General features: G+C 42.7%; 11 protein-coding genes and 1 pseudogene. 3 read left to right on the top strand and 9 right to left on the bottom strand.

The genetic code is table 11. From position 1 onward, the window contains the following. Positions 1–259 precede the first annotated feature (259 nt). A complete protein-coding gene (gene yaaA / locus F9856_RS10560) occupies positions 260–994 on the bottom strand; it encodes a peroxide stress protein YaaA (RefSeq protein WP_202106572.1) in 735 nt (244 codons plus the stop codon). Positions 995–1,112: 118 nt separating this feature from the next. On the opposite strand from yaaA, the gene F9856_RS10555 reads away from it, so the two are divergent. Continuing rightward, positions 1,113–2,375 (top strand): PLP-dependent aminotransferase family protein, encoded by a 1,263-nt coding sequence (locus tag F9856_RS10555; protein WP_202106571.1) that lies wholly within the window; start codon positions 1,113–1,115, stop codon positions 2,373–2,375. Between the two features lie 91 nt (positions 2,376–2,466). On the opposite strand, the gene F9856_RS10550 is transcribed toward F9856_RS10555, so the two are convergent. Continuing rightward, the gene (locus F9856_RS10550) at positions 2,467–3,318 is read right to left on the bottom strand and encodes a DegV family protein (RefSeq protein WP_202106570.1); all 852 of its coding nucleotides are present in this window, start codon (positions 3,316–3,318) and stop codon (positions 2,467–2,469) included. A gap of 133 nt (positions 3,319–3,451) precedes the next feature. Between F9856_RS10550 and F9856_RS12415 the strand changes: the two are divergent. Beyond that, a pseudogene (locus F9856_RS12415) lies at positions 3,452–3,709 on the top strand (TetR/AcrR family transcriptional regulator); the annotation flags it as partial. Between the two features lie 169 nt (positions 3,710–3,878). Here F9856_RS12415 and proC read toward each other — a convergent pair. The 4 genes from proC to F9856_RS10525 form a co-directional block, all read right to left on the bottom strand. Next, positions 3,879–4,664: a pyrroline-5-carboxylate reductase gene (gene proC / locus F9856_RS10540; protein WP_202106568.1), complete on the bottom strand. Its 786-nt coding sequence runs from the start codon at positions 4,662–4,664 to the stop codon at positions 3,879–3,881. A 9-nt stretch (positions 4,665–4,673) separates the two neighbouring features. Then, a complete protein-coding gene (locus F9856_RS10535) occupies positions 4,674–5,912 on the bottom strand; it encodes a glutamate-5-semialdehyde dehydrogenase (RefSeq protein ID WP_202106567.1) in 1,239 nt (412 codons plus the stop codon). 8 nt (positions 5,913–5,920) lie between these two features. Continuing rightward, positions 5,921–6,997: a glutamate 5-kinase gene (proB, locus tag F9856_RS10530; RefSeq protein ID WP_202106566.1), complete on the bottom strand. Its 1,077-nt coding sequence runs from the start codon at positions 6,995–6,997 to the stop codon at positions 5,921–5,923. Positions 6,998–7,145: 148 nt separating this feature from the next. Further along, on the bottom strand, positions 7,146–9,614 hold the full coding sequence (locus F9856_RS10525) for a bifunctional DnaQ family exonuclease/ATP-dependent helicase (RefSeq protein WP_202106565.1): 2,469 nt from the start codon (positions 9,612–9,614) through the stop codon (positions 7,146–7,148). A gap of 108 nt (positions 9,615–9,722) precedes the next feature. On the opposite strand from F9856_RS10525, the gene F9856_RS10520 reads away from it, so the two are divergent. Further along, the gene (locus F9856_RS10520) at positions 9,723–10,361 is read left to right on the top strand and encodes an MBL fold metallo-hydrolase (protein ID WP_202106564.1); all 639 of its coding nucleotides are present in this window, start codon (positions 9,723–9,725) and stop codon (positions 10,359–10,361) included. 46 nt (positions 10,362–10,407) lie between these two features. Here the strand turns inward: F9856_RS10520 and F9856_RS10515 are convergent, their stop codons facing one another. From F9856_RS10515 to F9856_RS10505, 3 genes are all read right to left on the bottom strand, one after another. Next, entirely contained in the window at positions 10,408–10,911 is a 504-nt protein-coding gene (locus tag F9856_RS10515; RefSeq protein WP_202106563.1) for a GNAT family N-acetyltransferase, read from the bottom strand. After that, on the bottom strand, positions 10,901–11,923 hold the full coding sequence (locus tag F9856_RS10510) for a PhoH family protein (protein WP_202106562.1): 1,023 nt from the start codon (positions 11,921–11,923) through the stop codon (positions 10,901–10,903). Before F9856_RS10510 ends, F9856_RS10515 begins: the two co-directional genes overlap by 11 nt. A 123-nt stretch (positions 11,924–12,046) precedes the next feature. Beyond that, positions 12,047–16,345: ZmpA/ZmpB/ZmpC family metallo-endopeptidase (locus tag F9856_RS10505; protein ID WP_202106561.1), on the bottom strand; the 4,299-nt coding region annotated here is incomplete at its 5' end.

Here is a 16,345-nt window from a genome sequence, read left to right as displayed (position 1 = left end):
ATTTTCCTATCCTTACTTAGCGCTGGACACGCCGTACGCATGAAGAAAATGCATGCAACTATTTTCTAGTTACATGCATTTTTTCAAAATATTTCCATAAAACTTACACTTTAACGGGGGTAATCCCTCATTTTCAAAGCTATTATATCACTTTTTTTAATAAAAAACTGATGTAAATATTGAAAATATGATTTCCGAAAACGAAATTTTCTTCATGCGTTTGGCGTGAGCGCTGGAAAACGTTATCTTTTTCATAATTTCACATTTTGATTGATCGTATGAAGGTAAGTTGGTTTGCCGTTGATTCGGAAGTACAATATTCAAAGCCATCCACCTTAAAATCTTGAATATCCGATAATTCCTGAATATTGTTCTTAGCCAACCAGGACAGCAATCTTCCTCTACCTTTTTTTGATATAGTCGAGTGAACTTTTAGCTGACCTGCTTTTTCTTCCATGAAAAGAATTTTAACTAATCTTTTCTGAATCTGTGGAGAAAACACCTGCTCAAATTCTGACGAAGCCAATGAGAGAATCAGTTCATCATCACCAACTTCTTGGTCATAATACGGTCGCCAGTACTGTTTCAAAGACTGATTGCCTATCTTTAAGCTTCCTTGAAAATCTAAGCGGTGAGGTGAAACGAATTCAAAAGGATGAATCAATCCGTATAAGGCTGTCGCTATACGAACATGGTCACGTAGATAATTTTCTTCTTTCGAATCTATATCTCGCCTATCCATATAACGATACATGAGACCATCATATAATTGCCAAGCTGGATAGGTTTTTGCTTGACCTGTCTTGATTCGATACCAACGGTCAGCTTCTAACTCAGCCTTTGCTTCATTCAATTTATAAAAAGCAGCCATCTTTTTTACATCAAATTGACTTATGGCATCCAGCACCGGCTTACTTCGAGCAGGCAGGGGATAAAACGAGGCATTCTCTAGATTTGTATTTACTTCTTTTGCATTAGGTATAATTATTTTCATCACTTAATTATACCATAGAGTAGCTTAATTCCTGAGCCTCAACCCCATCCAGATGTTGTCTTTCTTCAATTTTTCCTATATACTAGCTAGTAACATAGTCTATAAAAAGGAGGCCTAGATGAAAAAATATCAAGTTATCATCCAAGATATTTTGACTGGAATAGAGGAACATCGATTCAAACGTGGAGAGAAATTACCTTCTATCCGTCAACTCAGCGAGCAATATCATTGTAGCAAAGACACTGTACAAAAGGCTATGTTGGAATTAAAGTACCAAAATAAGATCTACGCTGTCGAAAAAAGCGGTTATTATATCTTAGAAGATAGAGATTTCCAAGACCATACTGTAGAGCTCAATCCTGCAGACTTTCAAGAATTGCCCTATGAAGATTTTCGGATTTGTCTAAACGAAAGTCTTATTGGGCGGGAAAATTACCTATTCAACTACTATCACCAGCAAGAGGGATTAGCAGAATTGATTTCCTCCGTTCAAAGTCTGTTAATGGACTATCATGTCTATACAAAAAAAGACCAGCTGGTTATCACAGCTGGTAGTCAACAAGCTCTATATATTCTCACACAAATGGAAACCTTGGCTGGAAAAACGGAAATCTTGATAGAGAACCCTACCTATTCACGAATGATAGAACTCATTCGACATCAAGGAATCCCCTATCAAACAATTGAACGGGATTTAGATGGAATTGACCTAGAAGAATTGGAAAGTATCTTCCAGACTGGAAAAATTAAGTTTTTCTACACAATTCCTCGCTTGCACAACCCTCTCGGTTCAACTTATGATATAGCAACAAAAACAACCATCGTAAAATTAGCAAAGCAATACGATGTCTACATCATTGAGGATGACTATTTAGCAGATTTCGATTCTAGTCATAGCCTACCTTTACACTATCTTGATACAGATAATCGTGTCATCTATATAAAATCTTTTACACCGACACTCTTTCCTGCCCTCCGAATCGGTGCAATCAGCCTTCCTAACCAGCTACGTGATACCTTCATCAAACATAAGAGTCTAATCGACTACGATACCAATCTTATCATGCAAAAAGCTCTCTCACTCTACATCGATAACGGTATGTTTGCACGGAACACACAGCATCTTCATCATATTTATCACGCTCAGTGGAATAAAATAAAAGATTGTTTAGAGAAATACGCTTTGAACATCCCGTATCGAATTTCCAAAGGGAGCGTAACCTTTCAGCTAAGCAAGGGGATTCTTTCGCCTAGCATCCAACACATGTTTGGAAAGTGTTATTATTTCAGCGGACAGAAAGCTGATTTCTTACAGATCTTCTTTGAACAAGATTTTGCAGATAAGCTGGAGCAATTCGTAAGATATTTGAATGAAATCTAATAACCTCATGCAAATAATCCCCCTCGAACTTAAAAGACGAGGGGGATTATTCTATAGTGGAAATTACATCCCAAAATTGTTACTCTGTGAATCACGCTTTCACTTCATAGCCCATCAAAAGTCCACCTTCTTCAGCATAGAAACTGCATAGACCTGATGTTGCAACTTCGTCAATAACAGCTGTTGGAAAACTTGCTTTTACCAACTCTGAGAATTGTTGGAAAAACTTGGCATTGTTGCGGTGGGCCATGACAATTCGACCACCATCATAGCCTGCTTTTTTCATTTCTTCAAATGCCGCAGCAACGGATTTCTTATGACCACGCGCCTTTTGGAGCAATTCCAACTTGCCTTCAGAACTTGCTTCACCAACCATACGGATATTGAGTAGGCCGACCACGGTTCCAACTAGCTTGCTGAGACGTCCGTTCTTGACTAGATTATCTACCTTTGCCAAGACAAAGAGTAGTTTGCTATTTTCTTGGTAGGTAGTAATAGCCTGTACCAATTCCTCAAATTCCATGCCTGTCGTAATCAATCGATTGATTTCATCCACGATCAAGTCCATTTCTCCACCAGCTGACAGGCTATCAATCAAATGGATATTGACATTCGGATGCTCTTCGATATACATATCCCTAGCTACACGTGCCGCATTAAAACTACCCGATAGCCCACCTGTAATCGTCACAACGATAATGTTCTCAGCTCCCTCAAAAGCTGCCTGATAAGCCTGCGGACTTGGACACGCCGACCCAGCTGCAGCCTTAGATGCCTCCATCACCTCCATCATGTGATCAATATCCAAGCTTGCATCATCAACAAATGCTTGGTCACCGACTTGAATCGTCAACGGTACACTGATAAACTCTGTATCTGGTGCAAGATTCTTCAACTGACGGTAGTCGCAACCTGAGTCAACAACAATTTTCCATTTTGGCATAGGATTCTCATTTCTACTTGTTTATTCTACTTTTTTATTTGACAATAAATCACTATTTACTTACAATTATATCATTAAAGCGATTCATCTGAAAGCATTTTCTTTCAGATGTAACAGATAGGAGAGGAAAGTCATGGCAGAACGGAAGATTTCACCAAAATCATTAAAAAATCTCTATCAATCAAACAAGGAAGCCAATCAGCTGACCAAGGAATCCATCGAAACAGCTCTGCTATTTCTCCTAGAAAAAAAAGACATCAAGCAGATTTCCGTTTCTGAATTGGTCCGAAAAGCTGGCGTGTCACGTAATGCCTTCTACCGCAATTACAAATCCAAGGAAGAAATTCTTGAAGACTACTACGAACGGACTTCTAGCAACCTCAAGAAAAAATGGCAGGACTTGCAGGACAAGGTTCAAAAGGACGGCGTCAAGCAGAGTTTTGCGGAATTTGTCCAAGAACAAAAACGCAAGGCCGGACAAAGCAAAACCCTGTCCAACGTCAGCCAATGGATCAAGGAAAAAACAAAACGGGATTAAATGTCCCGTTTTTTACTGTCTTCTATTTTTTACCTAATTTTCTAGTCTTTTTGAGGGCGGCAGCGACCGCCTTGATAATGGCGTAACGGAAGCCTTCTTTTTCAAGAGCCACCACGCCTGCGATAGTTGAGCCATCTGGCGAGGTCACTTCCTGTCGGAGTTGGGCTGGGTGCTTGTCGCTGGTTAATACCATTTGAGCAGTGCCTGCCAGAGTCTGAGCCGCCAATACCTTGGCATCCTGAGCCGTGAGTCCGTTTTGCACACCGGCATCGGTCAAAGCCTCAATCATCTGATAGACAAAGGCTGGTCCGCAGCCTGCGATAGCCGTTGCTGCGTCGATTAGGCTCTCTGGCACTTGCTGGACCTTGCCTGATTTTTCTAGGATTTGTTCCAATAGCGGAGCGAGCTCTTGATTGACCAAGCTATAGGTCGTCATGCCTTGGCCGATAGCAACTGGTGTGTTGGGCATGATCCGAATGAGCTTATCTGCCGACACAAATTCTGCCAGGCTGTCAAGGAGCACTCCTGCTGCCATGGAAATCCAGATAGCTGACGGATTCTGGCTAATCTGGTCCTGCAAGCCTGACAAGACTGTCTGAATCAGGTGAGGCTTGACCCCAAGAAAAATAATCTCGGCCTGCTCTGCTATTTCCCCATTAGAAAAAAGTTGACCTCCCAGCTGCTCTTGAAGAGCCTGGGCTTTTGCTGGGTTGTGGTTGCTGAGGAGGAGCTGGGTGTCTGGCTGCTGACTGATCGCTTGGGCCAGAGCCGCTCCCATGTTGCCCAGTCCGATAAATCCAATCTTCATCTTGTCCTCCTAACGAATGTGGCCGTCGCCTGTGATGATGTACTTGTAGGTGGTCATCTCACGCAGGCCCATAGGACCTCGGGCGTGCATCTTCTGGGTGGAAATGCCCAACTCGCAGCCCAGACCGAACTCGCCTCCGTCTGTGAAACGGGTCGAGGCATTTACATAGACCGCAGCCGAGTCCACATGGAGTGTGAAAAGTTCAGCCGTTTGGCTGTTTTCCGTCACGATGGCCTCGCTGTGCCCTGTCGAATGTTGAGCAATGTGGCTGATAGCCTCTTCGATGTTTGAAACGACTTTGACAGCCATAATATAGTCCAAAAATTCTGTGTCAAAATCTTGGTCGCCTGCTGGTCTGGCTTGGTTTAAAATAGCCTGTGCCTGACTGTCTGCACGTAATTCCACCTGACCAGAAAGAGCTTCTTCCAAGCGAGGTAGGAATTGGCTGGCAATTTCCTCATGGACCAACAAGACTTCCGCCGCATTGCAGACTGAGGGACGACTGGTTTTAGCATTGACCACAATCCGCAAGGCCTTGTCCAAGTCCGCATCCTTGTCCACATAGACATGGCAGATACCCGTGCCTGTTTCTATAACTGGCACAGTCGCATTTTCAACGACGGCTTGAATGAGTCCTGCACCGCCACGTGGCACCAAGAGGTCAATTTTGCCTTTGGCAGTCATCAACTCGGTCGCAGAGACACGGCTGGTATCTTGGACTAGCTCGATGACCTTTGGAGAAAGACCGGCCTGCTCCAAACCTGCCTTGAGGGCTGTGACAATGGCCTGAGCCGAATGAAAAGCTTCCTTGCCACCACGCAAGATGACTGCATTTCCGCTCTTGATGGCCAAGGCAGCGGCATCTGAAGTCACGTTTGGTCGGCTTTCGTAAATCATTCCCACCAAGCCAAAGGGAATGGATTTCTTGCGAATCTGTAAACCGTCTGCCCGAGTGGATTCTTCCAAGACCAGTCCGACAGGATCAGGCAAGCCAATCAAGGCACGAATGCCGTCTGCCATAGCTTCAATCCGTTCAGCTGTCAGGAGCAATCTGTCCTGCATGACCTGGCTGATTTTTCCTTGGGCATTTTCCATGTCGATGGCATTGCCAGCTAAAATTGCCTCCGTCTGAGCAACCAACTGGTCTGCCATAGCCGATAGGGCCTGGTTTTTCTGGTCTGTTGTTGCAAGGTTGATAGAAGCCTTATGGGCCAATAAACTATCTAATAATGCTTGTGTTGTTGTCATATTTTCTCCTATAAGCTCACCCAATCGTTGCGGTGAATGAGCACGCCCTCTGCTCTGCCATTTGCCAACTGGTCCTGCAAGTCCTTGGAGGACAGTTTGACCCGCCCTTTACCAATCAAACGGTGGTACGCCTGACTGTAAACTTCCACAACCTGCCCCACTTCAAAGTCGCCTTCAAGGGCTTTGACACCCGCAGCTAATAAACTGCGGCCTTGGTGCAACATGGCATCTACGGCTCCTGCATCCACTTCCACTGCTGCGTCAGTCCGAGCGTAGAAAGCCATCCACTGCTTGCGTTGGTTCATGGCATGGTCATCTGCTAAAAAGAGGGTGCCACGGTTAGCTTGAGTGACCGCTTGTAAGAGAGCGGTATCCTCTTTTGAAGAGCAGATAAAAACAGGTACGCCTGACTTGGTTGCAATCTGTGCCGCCTGCAATTTGGTGGTCATGCCACCCGTTCCGTTGGACGAGCCTACTCCTGCTGCCATGGCAAACAAATCTTCCGTAATTTCCTTGATTTCAGGTAAATGCTGGGCAGTTGGATCGCTGTTGGGATTGGCAGTGTAAAGTCCGTCCACATCCGTTAAAAGCACCAAGAGATCTGCTTTCAAGAGCGAAGCCACCTGGGCAGACAGGGTGTCGTTGTCCCCTACCTTGATTTCCTCAATAGCAATGGTATCATTTTCGTTGATAATGGGAATAGCCCGTTGCTTGAGCAAGACCTGCAAGGCCTGAGAGGCATTCTGATAACGTCTAGCATCCGCAAAATCATCCTGGGTCAGCAAAATCTGAGCCGACACAATGCCGTCTTTCATCAGATTTTGCGTGTATTCCTCAATCAGCAAACCCTGACCAACAGCCGCAGAAGCCTGCTTCTCCGCAATCTTGGTCGGTCGCTTGTCAAATCCCAATCTCCGAAAACCAGCAGCAATCGAGCCCGAAGTCACCAGCACAATCTGGTAGCCCTTCTGATGCAACTGAGCTAGCTGATTGGTAATCCGAGCAATTTTAATCCGATCCAAACTCCCGTTTTCTTGTGTCAGAGAACTTGTCCCAACCTTAAATACAATCGTTTTTTCTGTCATAATCTCTTCTCACAAAAACTAATATTTGGAAAATTATACCATATTTTAATCATAAAGAAAATCACTGTTATTCGGCAAGGAGAGAGGGAATATGAGTAGCATTAAAAAACGCTGGAAACAAAAGGAAGCCTTGTGGCTCCCTTTCAACTTATTCAAAAAAATCTTGAATAGCTCCTTCTATTTCTTTCGCATCCACACTTAACATTGAATAATCTTTCTCAAAGAAGGACAGAATTTGCTGTCCATAGCGTTTGGTGTGAACACGCGGGTCCAAAACCAAGACTAGTGAATCTTGTTTGTCATGGCGATTGGTACGACCGATGGCTTGTTTGAGCTTAATCATCATCATAGGCAGGCTATAATCGTAAAATGGATTTTTCCCTTCTTCACGCAGATGGTGATTAATTTTTTGTACAAACCGGTCCTTTGGATTGTCAAATGGGAGCCTTGTAATGACCTGAACCAATTGGTCCTGACTGGCAAAGTCAACTCCCTCCCAGAAGACACCTGTACCCAGTAAGATCTGACATTCACCTCGTTCAAATTTGCGTTTGAGAGTCATTTCCTGTCCATGCTTGTGTTGGGCTAGGTGGGGAATATTACTGCCTTCTAACAAATCCGACACCTGCAAGAGCAGAGAAATCGATGTGAACAAGACCAAAATCGGTCGTCCCAGCTCTGCTATTTCTCCTAAAGTAGTAGCCAAATAAGCTGCATGCTCCTCCTTGGTCCAAGCGAGGATGTCGGGGAGATGGGTCGGAAAAAGCAGCTGCTGATTGGTCACTGCCTGGGTCGGAAGCAAGTCCATGGTGACCTGCTCAAAGCCCAGCAGATCCGCCAGACTGACCTTTTTGCTGATGGTCAAGGTGGCGCTGATGCAGAAAATCTTGGTATCTGGCAGGTAGTTGGTCGCATTTAGGAGACTGTCCTTGGAGCCCCGCAAATAAGCAAGCCGCTTGTCCTCAAGATACTTTTCCTCCAGCCAAAAATGGTCGTAGACATCAAGGAGTTGGTCCAGGTCTTGTAGGTCAATATCTTGTAACTCAGCCAGATTCTGCTTGACTTGACCCAGTTCGTCTTTTGAAACTTCTCGCTGCCCATGCTGGCGAAAACGGGTCAAGAGGTGGTTGAGTTCAAACTGGCAGGATTCGTAGAGCCGTTGGTCTAATAGACTATCTGACTTATCTTTTTTGCTCTGCAATACTTGCAAAAGAGCTGTTATATCCTGAGAATCCGTCGCTAGATTTTCAGCAACCAAGAGGAATTTCTGGGTCTCGTCGATGACCACTAAACGATTGTTCATCAGTGGTTCTTGATCCTTAAGATGACTGAGGAAATAGGCGTGGTTGGTAATGAGCAGTCTACTAGAGAGAGCTTGTTGGTTCAATCGTTGCCAAAAATCCCAGCCCCAGAAAAGACTTTCAGGCTCCAATTTCCCATCGTGGGCAATCTCATCAAAGTAAGCTTGATAGCGTTGTTTTTGCTTAAGCTCATCCAAATCACCTGTCGTGGTTTCGCATAACCAGACAAGCACCTGCATTTTGAATTGATTGACCAGGCGATTATCATCCTGCCTCTGCAGGGTTTTCCAGTAGTTGTCTAACTTGATAAAATGCTTGGGCGATTTTAGAGAGACTATGGAAATATGAAAAATCTCTTGCAGTTTGCTCCCCTCTTTTTCCATAATCTGCTCTTGAAGGAGCTTGGTTGGTACGGTAACCAAGAGAGGCTGGTCTGACTTAGCAAGTAAAGGCAAGAGATAACCGTAAGTCTTCCCCAAACCTGCCTGCGCTTGGATAAAATGCACTTTTTCTTCGTCAACCAAGCGTTTTTCTACTACTTGAGCAAAAGCAGTTTGTTTTTTTCGTTCATGCAAGCCGAGAAGGGCAATATTGGTCGAAAAATCTTCAGATAAGCGGTAGGCTGACTTGATTTCTTCTGGCTTTTTCAAGACCAAGTCATGAATAGATTCTAAATCGTATGATAGATTTTCTGACAGAACAGGCACCATCTCATCAATGACCATCCGGGATTCAAAGAGCAGATTGTCCGCCAAATCAAGAATCTTATCAACAACAGTTCGAGGCAAACTCTTGATTTTCTCTTGAATTTTGATAAGAAGTCGAGCCGTTGCCAGAGCATCTGAAATAGCCGTGTGTGCCTGGTCCAAGCCCAAGTCCAAATGCTCTGCTAGATTGCCCAGACTGTATTTATCAAATGTCGGGAAAAATAGCTGTGATAATTCCACCGTATCTACACGCGGTGTCAACAGTTCATAGCCTTCAAAAAAGAGTGCTTCTGCCAAGAGATTAGCATCAAACTTGACATTATGGGCTACAAAAATAGCATCTCCAATCATGTCATAAATGGTACTTGCTACCTGACCAAAATCTGGAGCCTGACTTAGCTGTTGGTCTGTGATACCTGTCAGATTCTTGATATGATCATCCAGTAGCTCATAGGGATTGATGTCCGTTGCATAACTGTCAATGATTTCTCCATTTTCAACCAGAACAATCCCGATTTGAATGATTTTTGCATCGGCACCTGTACCAGTTGCTTCCAAATCCACAACAGCATACCGATTGCTTATTCTTGTGTCTTTCATACTGTTCATTATAGCACAATCGCTCCCACTGAAAAAGCCTCAAACAAAATCCATGAATTCACTGAATTTTTTTGTTAGACTACTAATATAAAAACTGTTTCTGTGAGGAGAAATGTCATGCTTATTCATAAATCTGTCAACCCTGTCGCTTTTCAAAATACCTACTACCTTGAAAATGATACCCATCTGATTATCATTGACCCTGGGAGTGACTGGACAAAAATTCAAGCAACTATCGAAAAAATCGGAAAACCAATTTCGGCTATTCTCCTGACTCACACTCACTATGACCATATTATGAGTTTGGACATCCTGCGTGAAAGCTACGATTTTCCACCTGTCTATGTGGCTGAAAGTGAAGCCAGCTGGCTCTACACACCAGAGATGAATCTGTCAGGTCTACCTCGTCATGATGATATGGAAAATGTGGTCTGCCGACCTGCTGAAAACATCTTCCAATACCAAGAAGACTACCAGTTTGACGGTTTTCATTTCAAGGTAGTTCCAACACCTGGGCACTCTATTGGTGGTGTTTCCTTTATCTTCCCAGAGGATGAATGTGTCATCACTGGAGACGCACTTTTCCGTGAAACTGTGGGACGCACAGACCTGCCAACCAGCAACTTTGATGACTTGATTGCAGGTATCAGAGAATACATTTTTACCCTGCCAAACCACTACACTGTCCATCCAGGTCATGGTCAAAATACCAGCGTTGGACATGAGAAAAATTTCAATCCATTTTTTAGAATGTAAAAATAAGTACTGCCCAGTTCTGATTGAACCAGGCAGTTTTTTATTATTATTCATCTAATGCATGTTCGGCTATGACGATTGTTTTTCCAGCCAACTCTTTGACCTCGCCAGTTGGACAAAATCCAACTTTGGACCAAAAATGACTGGATTGAGGATTGCTTTCAACATAGCCTAGACGCACCTTTTTGAAGTGAGTTGCTAACCGAGACAGGAGCTCCGCTATGACCTTTGAACCAAGACCCTGACCAGCCAATTTTGAATCCACCATAAAAAGTACGATATAGGCAATCTCTGCAGTCGGATAGCCGTCAATTAGGTCTAAGATGGCAACTAATCGCTCTTTATCCCAAAATCCTAGAAAATATTTATCTGGTAACTCCTTACCTGGCGGACACTCGACAAGGTCATTTGCTAAACTTTCCAGACTAGGCAAGGGTGGAAAATATTCAAAATAGAGGGGATTGGTCTGGTAGAGTGCCAAGACCTGCTCCAAGTCGGCGTCTGCTAACTTTCGTACTTGATAATGATTTGAAAAGTGACTAATCTTCATCCTCTTCGCTCCGACTAGGCTCCCCAATCGTCTCAAAACTTGCTCGACTATCAGCTGCCCGAGCCTCCTCTTCATAGGCATTGATAATCTGGGCAACAACTGGATGGCGAACCACATCCTTGGCTGAAAAATGTACGAAATCAATCTGCGGAATTTTGCTTAGTTTCTCTGTCGCATCAATCAAACCTGACTTAACCTTGCGTGGCAGGTCAATCTGACTAATATCCCCATTGACAATCATCTTGGAATTAAAGCCCAGACGGGTCAGGAACATCTTCATCTGCATAATGGTGGTATTTTGCGCCTCATCCAAGATGACAAAGGCATCTTCCAAGGTCCGACCCCGCATATAGGCCAGCGGTGCAATTTCGATAATCTCGCGCTCCATTAGGCGCGTGGTCTGCTCCTTGCCCAAAATCTGGTAGAGGGCATCATATACCGGGCGCAAATAGGGGTCTACTTTTTCTTTTAAGTCCCCTGGTAAAAATCCTAAACTTTCACCTGCCTCGACCGCAGGACGGGTCAGGACAATGCGTTTGACCTGTCCCCGCTTGAGGGCTGTTACAGCTAGAGTAACCGCCAAGAAGGTCTTACCTGTACCAGCAGGACCGATTCCAAACACGATGTCATGACGCTTTACGCTGTCCACGTAGAGTTTTTGTCCAAGAGTCTTTACGCGAATGGGTTTGCCGTAGTTATCCTTGATAATCTCTTCTTCATAGAGGGCAACGAATTTTTCAATCTCATCATTTTTTGCCATGGAAATAGCTGTGACCACATCTGGCGTATTGATAACTAAACCACGACTCACCAAGACAAGGAGAGACTGGATAACAAGACGTGCCTGTTCTACATGTTCTTCCTGTCCAATCACCTGCACTTTTTCCGTACGGGCATGAATAACCACACCTAGTTCCTGTTCCATCAATCTCAGATGGCGTTCATTCGAACCAAATAGGCTAAACGAATCATCTGGATGCTTTAAGTGAATATCAATCGAATGTTCTAGCAAGAAACTTCTCCTTTGCTGGCTTTTCTATTATTATACCAAAATTTTCCACCAACTGAATTTTCGATGTAAGAAAAGCAGCGAACGAAACTGTTCACTGCTCATCTATTGTATGTACCTCACTCTTTAGGGTTTTTCTTTGTAAATAGACTCCCTGAAGTCATCTGTTGCACGGAGGTAGCCATTCAAAATTGCTGCTTTTAGGCTGTAAACGTGGGAATCCGTTTTGTTGTAACCATTTGCTTGTGAAGCATATAGTTTTTGTGAAGCGTATAAGGAACGATGTGCATCGTATTCCACTGCTTCCTGCATCAACTGACGTAAGTCTTGAACTGATTCTACTTGCCTACTTGCGCTGTAATAGTAGCCTTCACCGTCAGATTTTCCATAGATTGTCACAGGCTTCAACTGATCTAATTTCTCCTTGCGACGTTTAAACATATCCTTGCGGAGGGCTTTCGAATCTGCATAGACTCCGTCCGTAATCTTAGAAATCAACTGATTATCTGAGATACGGTCCGCAGGATCTGCCTGACCAAGTTCAGCCTTGTATTGGTTAGATAGATAAGGAACAAAACCATTCTCATAACCTTTTTCTGCCAATAACTCAAAAGCAATCTTACGGAACTCAAACTCATTTCGACTTGGTCCATCGTTATTCATAGCTCCATAGATTGGGTTTAGTGCATTGACGGTTAGATAAGAATTACCTGGAAAAACTTCAATGGAATCATATGACCTACGTGATACTAAACCTTGTGTAATTAAATCTTCAACTGTAGAAATGTTGGTATTTATTCTATGATTACTGATAAGGCTCGTGTTATCATCTACAGTCTCCAATTTATTGAACCAATTTCTACGAGCTCTCTCATAATTTTGGTTACCACTTAATTTAAGCACAGCCTCTGCTTCCAAATAGTCCAGAGTATAGATAACATCCAAGTAACCTCTCATATAATTTTCAAGGTCTTGTGTAGATTGGAAACGTTCAGGATTGAGGTTGGTCAAACGACGACCATAGGAATTCTTTTCATATTCAGAGAAATCATAGATGGTATTAAAACCAAGTATGTCTTGATCAAACCAATTGATGGTTTCAAACAAACCACGCGCATACACCTCAAATTCCATACTGCTACGACGACCATGTCCGAGTAAGAAAGTGTCATCATCAGCAACGTGGGTCAATTCATGGGTATAAATCCTAGCGCCTTCATTACCAATCGCATCCGCATTTGAATAGAAAATATCTTTCAAGTCTGACTGAGCTGTAGCACCTGTTCCGTACGGGAAACTATAGCCTAACGGCATGTAGAAATCCTTCATAGAAGGTACGTCCCTACTACTTAGAGAATCTACCGGACGCCAAGAGCCTTTCAATCTTCTATTATCCCAAGTAATAATCTGCCTGAACATCTTTTCCTTATGTCCAGATGGCAAAATCCTGTATAGATAGTCTGCATGTCCAGCCCATGTCTTGGCTGTTTTAGCAATGGCTTTCTCAATTTCTTCCTTGGTTCCTGATTGATTATCATAAGAACCAATCAAGGTATTGGCCATATCCGTCAGGATAAAGATATTCCGCTCTGGCATAGTAAGAAGAATAAGAGCCATCTCTTTAAAGGACCATGTATCGCTCTTCAACTTATCATAGAAACGATTAGAATATTTCTTGTTGTTTGCATCTTCTTGTTTAGCCCGCACCTCTTCAACTGTAGAATTGGTTTCAATAATATTTGCCTTAGTAGCAGACTTGAACCAGTCACTATCTGACATCTCTGGAGCAAACCGTTTGCGGTAAGCTTCTAAATAAGCAAATAAATCTCCATTTACAGCTGGTTTAGCAATCAATTGACTACCAAGAGCGAAGTTATTATTGGGCTTCAAGGCCCCTGCTCCTAAATCACCGAGTATAATCAATTGATTCAAGGAGCTAGCAGAATTACCAAAGAAGTCAGCCTTCTTAGTCATCCAATCCTTAGCATTTGTTGCTCCAAACTGGATATTGTACCAACGATCCATATAGGCTAAACCAAGCAACAACTGTACTTTATTGTTCTTGATATAGTTGAATGTATAATCTTCCGTCACTTGACTTGTCAAACTGATCGCATGATTTGACACTAACAAGTCTCGCAAATGTTGACGAATATTGGCTTTGACCTTACCAAAGGATTCTTTCAGGAACAACAATTCTTTTATAGCATAGTCATTCGATGAATCTGTCAATCCTAAGACATCCAAGACTTCTTTTGAAGAATAGGTTAGCGACTCAAATTCTGGCAATAGGCGAGTAACTAACTGATCGAGATGGGTAGCCGAAACCATATTTTCCGGTGTATAGGTTACTTCCCTATCAACGACGTAGTACTCTGTAATAGCTCCGCTATTTAAATCTTGTTTCTTAACTAGCCAATCATAGTCAATAGAACCATCTTCAAAATGGAACATCACCTTGTTTATATACTGTTTTTGACCCTGGGTATCAAATACTGGTCTATTATTATTATGACCATCAATCGCCACAACGTCCAATAATTTCTTGGTGACAAGCTTATCTTTTAAACTTAGACGATTGGCCTGTTGGATGATAACATCTTTAGTAAAGAATGGCAACAGTTTTTCCATGTTTTCATAAGCCAACTGCCTATTTTCTTGATAGTGAGTATGAGTGCTATAATCTGTATCCACTTTAGCTGAAACAAATGAGTGGTTTCTAGCATCGGTATCTCGTGACTGGATGCCATATTCTGTTAACTTCCCATCCACTTGGCTTGCTTCTAAATGCTCCTGTTTACTATTATTCTGACCAGATGCTTCTCCAGTAACGGCATAATTTTTACCAACTTGTAGTTTCTCATCTGTGACGGAATGATAGACTTTACGACCATTTGGCACATTTATAGCAGAAATAACATCTTCAATTATGGAGTTATGAGATCCAACAATTGTACCAACAATACCTCCAATTTCACTATTGATTGTCTTCGGAGCTGAAATCATTCCTTTCGCATAAGCCTTACGAACAGAAGCATTTACTCCTTCCATTTGACCAACAATACCACCAATCCTTGCTCGTTCAGAATTGCTTGTCAATAGCACATCGGAATATATCCGTTGCGCTTGTCCGCCTTGACCAATCCAGCCTGCCAAACCACCGACGTAATTGTCTGTCGTTTCTGTTGATTGACTAGACACTCTAGCCTTGATACCAACATTAGTAATTTGAGTGTTTGTAGCAATCCCTACCAGTGCACCGACATGATTACCCCCGGTAACACTTCCTTCTACTCTGACATTTTCTATGTGACCTCCTTTAGCTTCCTTAGCCAAAGCACCGACTTCTTTCTTATCCTTCTGATGGATCGTCACATCTTTTAGATTTAGATTTTCAATCCGACCAGATGTCTTGTGGAAGAGAGGAGCTTGCAAGTCATAGATGGTATAGCCTGCACCGTTTAATGTCCCCATGAAGTCCCCAGTAATATAACTATCTTTTCCAGTTACATCCATCGTCGAGGCTGTCAAATCTGCACCAAGAGTAAATGTAGCCCAAGGGCTGGTCTTAATAGCTTGAACCAAGCTTGTAAAATCAGTATAGGTATTTGTAGCCACAGATGGTTTCTGCTTAGCAACTCGGAAGGTCAAGCCTGGACGATAGGTATTAGAAGTTGATTGTTCTTCAACTAGATTGTCTAAACTTGCTGTAACAGAATAGAACTGCTCTCCATTTTCAGTCACAAGCTCAACTTGACTAATCGGTAATAAAATCTCTTTTTGCTGATTAGAAATAACCTTGGCAAAATAGTTTGTCAATTTTTCTGGTTTTTCAGCTAATTCTCTTTGAATACTAGCCTTGTTATTTTCTAATTTCCAGAGTTCTACGCGATCAATATTCTTAATCTGTAACTGGCGTTCCTCTATTTCAATAGAAGCCTCATCTGCTAGACTATCTACTAAGCTTTCGCTAGCTCCCATATAGGTTAATTCAGTTCGAACGACATAATCAACATTGGCATCTAAGTTTTCAAAAACAGCCTGTAGTTGGTTATTACTTTCTTTCACAGCTACACTAGAAACTACCTTATCATTGGCATATAGGTAGGCTACAGCTCCTTCATAACGTTCAGCTGGATCATCTAGAACATACCGAACTACCGCAATTTTCTTATCCTTTTGAAGATCAACTCCTCGAATATTCATAGTAGGCTTCGGTAAAAGGCTTATATCTTCTATTGGAGTAACACCTATATCTGCATCTTCTTCCAAGTCTTTCTCTTCTAGTTTTGAATCAACTGGAGAAGTTGGAGTCGTTGTTCCAAAAGAATCTGGGGTAGTGGATAGAGACGAGCCGGTTTCTGATGAACTGCTTTCTTCAGAAGGTACGTTACTTGACGAGCCTTCGCCTGATGGAGATACTGG

The organism is Streptococcus suis (genome assembly GCF_016743335.1).
Lineage (GTDB): Bacteria > Bacillota > Bacilli > Lactobacillales > Streptococcaceae > Streptococcus > Streptococcus suis_Y.
Note: the sequence above shows the minus strand (reverse complement) of the source record. Positions and strands in the feature narration are given on the sequence as shown.

What these genes read in the sequence shown, in the direction of transcription:
- F9856_RS10515 (WP_202106563.1), bottom strand. Translation starts at nt 10,911, where the DNA reads ATGAAGATTAGTCACTTTTCAAATCATTATCAAGTACGAAAGTTAGCA.
- proB (WP_202106566.1), bottom strand. Translation starts at nt 6,997, where the DNA reads ATGACAGAAAAAACGATTGTATTTAAGGTTGGGACAAGTTCTCTGACA.
- yaaA (WP_202106572.1), bottom strand. Translation starts at nt 994, where the DNA reads ATGAAAATAATTATACCTAATGCAAAAGAAGTAAATACAAATCTAGAG.
- F9856_RS10555 (WP_202106571.1), top strand. Translation starts at nt 1,113, where the DNA reads ATGAAAAAATATCAAGTTATCATCCAAGATATTTTGACTGGAATAGAG.
- F9856_RS10520 (WP_202106564.1), top strand. Translation starts at nt 9,723, where the DNA reads ATGCTTATTCATAAATCTGTCAACCCTGTCGCTTTTCAAAATACCTAC.
- proC (WP_202106568.1), bottom strand. Translation starts at nt 4,664, where the DNA reads ATGAAGATTGGATTTATCGGACTGGGCAACATGGGAGCGGCTCTGGCC.
- F9856_RS10550 (WP_202106570.1), bottom strand. Translation starts at nt 3,318, where the DNA reads ATGCCAAAATGGAAAATTGTTGTTGACTCAGGTTGCGACTACCGTCAG.
- F9856_RS10525 (WP_202106565.1), bottom strand. Translation starts at nt 9,614, where the DNA reads ATGAACAGTATGAAAGACACAAGAATAAGCAATCGGTATGCTGTTGTG.
- F9856_RS10535 (WP_202106567.1), bottom strand. Translation starts at nt 5,912, where the DNA reads ATGACAACAACACAAGCATTATTAGATAGTTTATTGGCCCATAAGGCT.